Source organism: Phenylobacterium sp. (genome assembly GCF_036963605.1).
Taxonomy (GTDB): domain Bacteria; phylum Pseudomonadota; class Alphaproteobacteria; order Caulobacterales; family Caulobacteraceae; genus Phenylobacterium.
In genome coordinates this window covers 1-8,224 of sequence record NZ_JBALUY010000112.1, presented here as the reverse complement: position 1 = coordinate 8,224, position 8,224 = coordinate 1, and the positions used below count along the sequence as shown (strand labels likewise).

General features: G+C 68.4%; 11 protein-coding genes. 4 read left to right on the top strand and 7 right to left on the bottom strand.

Annotation, left to right across the window (positions count from 1 at the left end; genetic code table 11):
• The 3 genes from V7702_RS15910 to ccmA all read right to left on the bottom strand — a co-directional run.
• Positions 1-352, bottom strand: a 352-nt coding sequence (locus V7702_RS15910; protein WP_335651059.1) for a Spy/CpxP family protein refolding chaperone, incomplete at its 3' end; no start/stop codon positions are given.
• A gap of 90 nt (positions 353-442) precedes the next feature.
• Positions 443-1,108: a heme exporter protein CcmB gene (gene ccmB / locus V7702_RS15905; RefSeq protein WP_335651058.1), complete on the bottom strand. Its 666-nt coding sequence runs from the start codon at positions 1,106-1,108 to the stop codon at positions 443-445.
• Positions 1,105-1,704 carry a heme ABC exporter ATP-binding protein CcmA gene (gene ccmA / locus V7702_RS15900; RefSeq protein ID WP_335651057.1) on the bottom strand — a complete coding sequence of 200 codons (600 nt, stop codon included), beginning with the start codon at positions 1,702-1,704 and terminating at the stop codon, positions 1,105-1,107. Before ccmA ends, ccmB begins: the two co-directional genes overlap by 4 nt.
• 211 nt (positions 1,705-1,915) lie before the next feature.
• Between ccmA and acnA the strand changes: the two genes are divergently transcribed.
• The 3 genes from acnA to V7702_RS15885 all read left to right on the top strand — a co-directional run bounded on the left by acnA (position 1,916) and on the right by V7702_RS15885 (position 6,139).
• Positions 1,916-4,606: an aconitate hydratase AcnA gene (gene acnA, locus V7702_RS15895; protein WP_335651056.1), complete on the top strand. Its 2,691-nt coding sequence runs from the start codon at positions 1,916-1,918 to the stop codon at positions 4,604-4,606.
• Positions 4,607-4,769: 163 nt separating this feature from the next.
• On the top strand, positions 4,770-5,483 hold the full coding sequence (locus tag V7702_RS15890) for a DUF1223 domain-containing protein (protein WP_335651055.1): 714 nt from the start codon (positions 4,770-4,772) through the stop codon (positions 5,481-5,483).
• Positions 5,484-5,788: 305 nt separating this feature from the next.
• Positions 5,789-6,139 carry a DUF2794 domain-containing protein gene (locus V7702_RS15885; RefSeq protein WP_335651054.1) on the top strand — a complete coding sequence of 117 codons (351 nt, stop codon included), beginning with the start codon at positions 5,789-5,791 and terminating at the stop codon, positions 6,137-6,139.
• Positions 6,140-6,158: 19 nt separating this feature from the next.
• Here the strand turns inward: V7702_RS15885 and V7702_RS15880 are convergent, their stop codons facing one another.
• The 3 genes from V7702_RS15880 to V7702_RS15870 form a co-directional block, all read right to left on the bottom strand.
• Positions 6,159-6,374, bottom strand: coding sequence for a YdcH family protein (locus tag V7702_RS15880; RefSeq protein ID WP_335651053.1), 216 nt, complete (start codon positions 6,372-6,374; stop codon positions 6,159-6,161).
• Positions 6,375-6,481: 107 nt separating this feature from the next.
• Positions 6,482-6,928 (bottom strand): TIGR02444 family protein, encoded by a 447-nt coding sequence (locus tag V7702_RS15875; protein ID WP_335651052.1) that lies wholly within the window; start codon positions 6,926-6,928, stop codon positions 6,482-6,484.
• 5 nt (positions 6,929-6,933) lie between these two features.
• Complete coding sequence (locus V7702_RS15870) at positions 6,934-7,560, bottom strand: UbiX family flavin prenyltransferase (RefSeq protein ID WP_335651051.1); 627 nt, start codon at positions 7,558-7,560, stop codon at positions 6,934-6,936.
• 131 nt (positions 7,561-7,691) lie between these two features.
• On the opposite strand from V7702_RS15870, the gene V7702_RS15865 reads away from it, so the two are divergent.
• Complete coding sequence (locus V7702_RS15865; RefSeq protein ID WP_300574469.1) at positions 7,692-7,865, top strand: YdcH family protein; 174 nt, start codon at positions 7,692-7,694, stop codon at positions 7,863-7,865.
• A gap of 71 nt (positions 7,866-7,936) precedes the next feature.
• Here V7702_RS15865 and V7702_RS15860 read toward each other — a convergent pair.
• Positions 7,937-8,224 (bottom strand): cell cycle transcriptional regulator TrcR (locus V7702_RS15860; RefSeq protein WP_335651050.1); only part of this gene is annotated, 288 nt, incomplete at its 5' end.

The window sequence follows — 8,224 nt, the reverse complement described above, 5'->3', positions numbered from 1 at the left end:
CCTGCTGGCGCTGCGCCATGTGGGCGGCCATGGCGTCCAGCCGCTGGGGCGTGGTCATCTCGCGCATCGACTGGCGGTCGCCGCGCTCGGGGCGCGCGCCGGGCTGCGGGCTGATGGCGCTGACATAGGCGTTGAGCGCGGCGTCCTGCTGGCTGGTCAGCTGCAGGGTGGTGCGGAGGCGCTCGGCCATGTGGACGCGCATCTGTTCGGGGCTCGGGCGTTCGCGGCCTTCCATGGCCGGGCGCGGGCCCTGGGCCGGCGGCTGCTGGGCGTAGCTGGCCGTGGCGAAGGCCAGGCTGGCCAAGGCGCCAGTGAGGGCGCCGGCGACGGTGATGGTCTTGATCGATTTCATAGTTGGTCTCCAGTCGTGCCCCTCTGAAGACTTCCACGCCAGGCGGCCGCCGTTCCGTCGCAGATTCTTTTGGAGATCCTGGCGAGGGCGTTAGGACAGGGCGTTGCGACAGGCTGCGGCCATGCCGATGGGACCGAGTGCGACGGCGCCCGCCGCATAGGCGCCCAAGAGGGCGAACCCCGCCCGCCAGGGCAGGCCCGCGTCCAGGCTGGCCAGGGCGCCGCCCCCGAAGATCACCGGCGGCACGAACAGCGGCAGGACGATCACCGCCGTCAGCAGCCCGCCCCGGCGGGCGCCGAGGCTGAGCGCGGCCCCTATCCCGCCCATGAAGGAAAAGGCCAGGCCGCCCAGCAGCGCGCAGGCCACCACCAGGCCGCTCAGCTGCGGCGAGGCGCCCAGCGCGATGGCCGCCACCGGGGCGGCCAGGGCGAGCGGCAGCCCCGTGGCCAGCCACTGGGCCAGACACTTGACCGCACAGATGATCTCCAGCGGGACCGGCGACAGGGTCAGCAGGTCCAGCGCCCCGTCTTCATAGTCCCGCTCAAACAGCCGATCGAGGGACAGCAGGGCCGCGAGCGCCAGAGCCACCCAGGCCGCCCCGGGCGCGATGCCCGCCAGCCGCTCGGGCTCGGACCCCACCGCCAGGGGCAGCAGGGTGGCGACCCCGGCATAGAAGCCGACGGCGACCATCGGCCCGCCGCCCTTGCCCCAGGCTAGCGCGGTCTCCCGGGCCAGCAGGGTTGAAACCGCGCTCATCGACCGATCTCCACCGTGCGGGCGGCCAGCGGAAGGGGATCATGCACGGCGGCCAGGATCATGCCGCCGGTGGAAAGATGCTCGTCCATGATCTCCCCGAACCGGCCGCGCCACTCGGCGTCCAGCGGGCTCAGGGGCTCGTCCAGCAGCCACAGGGGCCTGGGCGCGGCCAGCAGGCGGGCGAGCGCCAGGCGCCGGCGTTGGCCGGCCGACAGGCGCCGGACCTCCAGGTCGAGCAGAGGCGTCAGCTCCAGCCGTGCGGCGGCGGCCTCGACCGCGTCCGGCGCCCCGCCGGCGAAGCGGGTCCAGAAGCTGAGTTCGTCCCGGGCGGTGCGGGACGACTTCAGTCCATCCAGGTGACCGAGCAGATGAATGTGTTCGCGGGCCTCGGCAGGATCAGTGTCGCCAAAGGCGATCGCGCCCTCGTCCGGGGCGATCAGCCCGGCTATGGCCCGCAAAAGACTGGTCTTTCCCGCCCCGTTGCGGCCCACCAGGGCCACGGCCTCTCCCGGCGCCAAGTTGAGAATAAGTCGCGAAAACAACTGGCGACCACCCCTCGACAGGGCCAGGGACTGGATCGAAACCTCTGGGATCACGTGGGCGAGCCTGCCAACACTAGAAGAGGACGCAAAATGTCCTCACGCCTCGCATGGACGAGTCTCGCGGCCGGGTCTATGACAGCCGCGGCCGTCGCCACCCGAGGGGGCGTACGCGGCGCGGGGTCGGACGCTGTGTGTCCTTCCCTTTGAGCGCGCGATCCCGGGGGCGGTAGATGAACGGCCGTGAACAGAGAGAGGATCCTTTAGGATGGCGTCGATCGACACCCTGAAGACCCGCCGCGAATTGACGGTGGGCGACAAGACTTACGTCTACTACAGCCTGGCCGCTGCGGAAGACGCCGGCCTGAACGGAATTTCCAACCTGCCCGTTTCGATGAAGGTTCTGCTGGAGAACCTGCTGCGCAACGAGGATGGCATGTCGGTGGGCGAGGACGACCTGAAGGCCGTCGCCGCCTGGATCGACAACAAGGGCGCCAAGGAACACGAGATCAGCTTCCGCCCCGCCCGGGTCCTGATGCAGGACTTCACCGGCGTGCCCGCCGTGGTCGATCTGGCCGCCATGCGCGACGCCATGACCAAGCTCGGCGCCAATCCGGAAAAGATCAATCCGCTGAACCCGGTGGACCTGGTCATCGACCACTCGGTGATGGTCGACTATTTCGGCAACGCCAAGGCCTTCGGCGAGAACGTCGAGCGGGAATATGAGCGCAATATCGAGCGCTACCGCTTCCTGCGCTGGGGCTCCTCGGCCTTCAACAACTTCCGCGTGGTGCCGCCCGGCACCGGCATCTGCCACCAGGTGAACCTGGAATATCTGGCCCAGACCGTCTGGACCAATGATGTGGACGGCGCGACGCTGGCCTATCCCGACACCGTTGTCGGCACCGACTCCCACACCACCATGATCAACGGCCTGTCGGTTCTCGGCTGGGGCGTGGGCGGCATCGAGGCGGAAGCCGCCATGCTCGGCCAGCCGATCCCGATGCTGATCCCCGAGGTCATCGGCTTCAAGCTGACCGGCGCCATGCCGGAAGGCGCGACCGCCACCGACCTGGTGCTGACCGTCACCCAGATGCTCCGCAAGAAGGGCGTGGTCGGCAAGTTCGTTGAATTCTTCGGCCCCGGCCTGGCCAAGATGACCCTGGAAGACCAGGCGACCATCGCCAACATGGCCCCGGAATACGGCGCCACCTGCGGCTTCTTCCCGATCACCCGGGCGACCATCGACTATCTGGCCGCCACCGGCCGCGACGCCGACCGCGTCGCCCTGGTGGAAGCCTACGCCAAGGTCCAGGGCATGTGGCGCGAGGGCGATGAGCCCGATCCGGTCTTCACCGACACCCTCGAGCTCGACCTCTCCAGCGTCGTGCCGTCCCTGGCCGGCCCCAAGCGGCCCCAGGACCGGGTGCTGCTGACCACCGCGGCGACCGAGTTCAAGGACGCGCTGGCCAAGGACTTCGGCAAGGCTGACTCCGTCGCCCAGCGGGTCCCTGTGGCCGGCGAGAAGTTCGATGTGGGCCATGGCGACGTGGTCATCGCGGCCATCACCTCCTGCACCAACACCTCCAATCCCAGCGTGCTGATCGCCGCCGGCCTGGTGGCCAAGAAGGCCATCGAAAAGGGCCTGAAGGTCAAGCCGTGGGTGAAGACCTCGCTGGCGCCCGGCTCGCAGGTGGTCACCGACTATCTGAAGAGCGCGGGCCTGACCAAGTCGCTGGACGCCCTGGGCTTCAATCTGGTCGGCTATGGCTGCACCACCTGCATCGGCAATTCCGGCCCGCTGCCGGAAGCCATTTCCGAGGCCGTCCAGCAGGGCGACCTGGTGGCCTGCTCGGTCCTGTCGGGCAACCGCAACTTCGAAGGCCGGGTGAACCCCGACGTGCGGGCCAACTACCTGGCCTCGCCGCCGCTGGTGGTGGCCTACGCCCTGGCCGGCTCGATGCAGATCGACCTGACCACCGAGCCGCTCGGCGAAGGCAAGGACGGCCAGCCGGTCTATCTGAAGGACATCTGGCCGACCAACGAAGAGATCGCCACCCTCCAGCGCAAGCACGTCACCGACAAGATGTTCGCCACCCGCTACGCCGACGTCTTCAAGGGCGACAAGGCCTGGCAGGGCATCAAGGTGGCCGGCGGCCAGACCTACGCCTGGGACGTCAGCTCCACCTATGTTCAGAACCCGCCCTATTTCGAGGGCATGAGCATGGAGCCGGAGGCGATCACCGACATCATCGAGGCCCGTGTCCTCGGCGTGTTCGGCGACTCGATCACCACCGACCACATCAGCCCGGCCGGCTCGATCAAGCTGACCTCGCCGGCCGGCGAGTACCTGCGTGAGCGCCAGGTGCCGCAGACCGACTTCAACTCCTACGGCGCCCGCCGCGGGAACCATGAGGTCATGATGCGCGGCACCTTCGCCAACATCCGGATCCGCAACAAGCTGACCCCGGAGATCGAAGGCGGCGTGACCAAGCACTTCCCCACCGGCGAGGTGATGTCGATCTATGACGCGGCCATGCGCTATCAGGCCGAGGGCCGCCCGCTGGTGGTCTTCGCCGGCAAGGAATACGGCACCGGCTCCTCCCGCGACTGGGCGGCCAAGGGCACCAAGCTCCTGGGCGTGCGCGCGGTGATCGCCGAGAGCTTCGAGCGTATTCACCGCTCCAACCTGGTGGGCATGGGCGTGCTGCCCCTGCAGTTCACCCAGGAAGGCTGGCAGAAGCTCGGCCTGACCGGCGAGGAGATCGTCTCGATCCGCGGCCTGCAGGACCTGTCGCCCCGCAAGCAGCTGACCGTCGAACTGTACCGCGCCGGCGACGGCCGGGTGGCCCGCTTCCCGGTCCGCTGCCGGATCGATACGCCGACCGAGCTTGAGTATTTCAAGAACGGCGGCGTGCTGAACTACGTGCTGCGCAACCTGGCCTCGCAAGACGCCTGACCGTCGCGACACGCACGAATAGGAGGAGGGGGTCGCGGTCGCCGCGGCCCCCTTTTTCCGTTTTATGAGGGACTGCTTTTTTGAGACGTCGAACCCTATGTCGACTTCCGCTCACACCTTGTTGAAACGCGCCGAGGCGACAAGTCGGCTTAATTGCCGAACCATGATCAGAGCCCTGCTCGCAAGCCTATGTCTCCTGGCGGCCCCGGCCGTCGCCGTCGCCGGCAAACCGCCGGTGGTGGTGGAATTCTATACCGCCCAGGGCTGCGCGGCCTGCGCCGAGGCAAACACCTTCGTCAACGACCTGGCTGACCGGCCGGGCGTCGTCGCCCTGACCTTCGCGGTGGACTACTGGGACTATCTGGGCTGGGAGGACACCTTCGCCCTGCCGGAGTTCGCCGAGCGCCAGCGCTCCTATCTGACGCCGCTTTCCCTGCGCGAGCCCTATACGCCGCAGCTGGTGATCAACGGCGCCATGGAGGCTTCGGCCGTCGAGGCCGACAGGGTCGAGGCGCTGCTGGACCAGGCGGCCGTGACGCGTCTGCCGACCCCGGACATCCAGTTCATCGGCCCGCGCCGGGTGGACGTGGGCTCCGGACCTGCGCCCCGTGGCGGCGCCGAGGTCTGGTTGGTGCGCTATGATCCCAAGCCGCGGGAGGTGGTGGTGCGCAAGGGCGAGAACCGCGGCCAGACCCTGACCCAGCGCAACGTCGTCCGCCAGATCGCCCGCCTGGGCGTCTGGCGCGGTCGGCCCACCGCCTATGCGGTGCCGGCGGCTGAGGAAGAGGGACTGGCGACTCTGCTGATCGTCCAGGCGCCCAAGGGCGGCAAGATCCTCGCCGCCATGCCCCGGCAGACCCAGCTCGCCCAACCCTGAGGTGGGCCCGGCTGGGTCCCCCGAACGAAAAAGACCCGCGCAGAGGAGTGGGGCTGACTCCGCGCGGGTCTTCTCAGGGGAAGAGGATATGACGCCGGCTGACCGAGGCCCGTGATCCCAGGGGGGCTGGGGGGGCTGTTCAGGATCCGGAACCGCGAAGTCCCGATCAACCGACGCTCTCAATATCGGAGCCCAAACAGGCGGGCGCAGGACCGAAATAAGGTCTTTTCACGGCGCGCAGGAATGGGCCGCAGGTCCACAAGGCCTCTCGATTTCAGCGCAGGATTGAGTCAGGCTCACGGGCGATGGCCATTGATCTGTCCGCCAACGATCCCGCTCAGCCCGGCCGTAAGGGCGCGCCGATCTTTTTCCAGCGCCAGGAGTTTCAGCGGCTGCTCGCCCTCTATGGGCGAATGGTGGCCGCGGGCGAGTGGCGGGACTATTCCATCGAGCCTGGCCCTGAAGCCTGCGCCTTCTCGGTGTTTCGCCGGGCCTCCGAGGCGCCGCTCTATCGCATCGAAAAACGCCCGGCCCTGGCCAGGCGACAGGGCGCCTGGGCGGTCATCGGCCCGGGCGGCATGATCCTGCGGCGCGGCCATGAGCTGGATCAGGTCCTGCGGCTGTTCGACAAGGGCCGGTTCAAGGTTATCGACTGACCCCGGCAACCATCGGCGATCAGGCGATGATGTCGGGGGTCAGCTGGTCTTCCAGGGCGGCGATTTCGTCCTTCAGGGCGAGCTTGCGACGTTTGAAACGCCCCAGAACCCCCAGGCTCGGCGTCGGCATGGCGCTGATCGCCTGGACGGCGACATCCAGGTCGGCATGTTCCTGCCGGGCCGCGGCCAGCCGGTCGCGCAACTGAGTCTCGGGATCGGGTCCCAGATCGTTCATGCGGCTACCGCCCCCTTGCACCCGCGACGCCCGCCAGCGTCTCGACATCATCAGATTTTGCGCGCCTGGGGTAAAGGCGGCCTTATGCCCTCGCCCCGTCCTCGGCTTCAAGCCAGGGCTCGGGCCAGGCTCGCAAGCTGGTCCGGATCGAGGGTGGGATCCCAGGCGCGGCCCGCCGCCGCCAGGGCGTCGCTCAGGGACGCCAGGGGCGCCCGGCCGGGATCGATCGTCTCCAACGCTTCCAGCAGACGGCGCTCGGCCGCCAGCTCGGCGGCCTTCACCTGCGCCCTCAGGGCTTCTCGGGCGGCGTCCGGCGTCGGGGGCAGCGGCGCCTTCAAGGCCCGGCGAACCCCGCGCAGGGGAAGAATGGCGCTCGTCTCCCAGGTTCGCGCCAGGGCCGCGGCGGCGGCCAGGGCCTCTGGATCGGTGGTGCGCGCAAAGGCCGCCCACAGCAACAGGGGGACGTTCTGGCCGTGATCATCCTGCAGCGCCAAGGCCGCCTCGGCCACGCCCGAGCGTCCATAGGTGTCCACCGCCCAGTTCCACAGGCCCATGGCCCTCAGTCCTGGACCGGCGGCATGGCCATGTCCTGGCCCCAGCGCTTCACCCTGGCCCAGGAGAGGCCAAACAGATCAAGCGCCCGGCCCACCGACTGGTCGACCATCTCCTCCAGGCTGATGGGCTTGGCGTAGAAGGCCGGCAGGGGCGGGGCGATCACCGCCCCCATCTCGGCCAGCTTCACCATGGTGCGCAGATGGCCCAGGTGCAGGGGGGTCTCGCGGACCATCAGCACCAGGGGGCGGCGCTCCTTCAGGGTCACGTCGGCCGCCCGGGTCATCAGGGACGAGGTCACGCCGGTGGCGATCTCGCTCATGGTGCGCACCGAACAGGGGGCGATCAGCATGCCGAGCGTCGGGAAGGAGCCAGACGCAATGGCCGCCCCCACATCGCCGGGGCGGTAGGCCACATCGGCCATGGCCTGGACGTCGGCCACCGAGAGCTCGGTCTCCTGGGCGAGGGTGAGCGCGGCGGCCCGGCTCATCACCAGGTGGCTCTCGACGCCTAGGTCGCGGCAGGCGGCCAGGGCGCGCAGGCCATAGGCGACGCCGCTGGCGCCGGCGACACCGATCACCAGCCTGGGCCCCCGCTCGGCGCGCTCAGGACCCGATGGCTCGATTTGCGACATACCGCCTCACCCACACGCCGAAAAAACCGGCCCTAATCCGAACTAAACCCTGCGCAATCATATTTGATCTGACACCCCCGCGAAGGGGTGTTCAGTTGTCGTGTCGAAAAACCCTTGAAGGAGGCGTACCTATGGCCGTTGAAGCCCGCATCCGTGAACTTGGATCTCGCCATCAGAATCTGGACAAGGCGATCCAGGACGAAGTGCGAAGCCCCGCGGGAGACGACCTCAGGCTCCAGGAACTCAAGCGACGAAAGCTTAAGCTCAAGGAAGAGATGGAGACCTTGCAGCGCAAGGCTCACTGACCTCCGGAACGAAAAGAGGCCCGCGCATCGCGCGGGCCTCTCGCATTTCGACAGCCGCAGCCGGCTCGAAATCAGTCCTGTTCCGCCGGGGCGTCGGCCTCGTCGGCGACCGCGCCGGTTTCCGAGGCCGGGCGCAGGGACGGGCCGTCGGGATCGGTGATCCCGGCCTTGGCGTCGTCCTTGGCCTTCTTGTCGGCGGCCTTCCGCACTACGGCGTCCAGCTCCATCTGGGTGGAGAGGCCCAGGGTCACCGGGTCCACCGGCTTGATATTGGCCGAGTTCCAGTGCGTACGGTTGCGGATCTGGTCGATGGTCGCCTTGGTGGTGCCCAGCAGGCGGGAGATCTGCGCGTCCGGCAC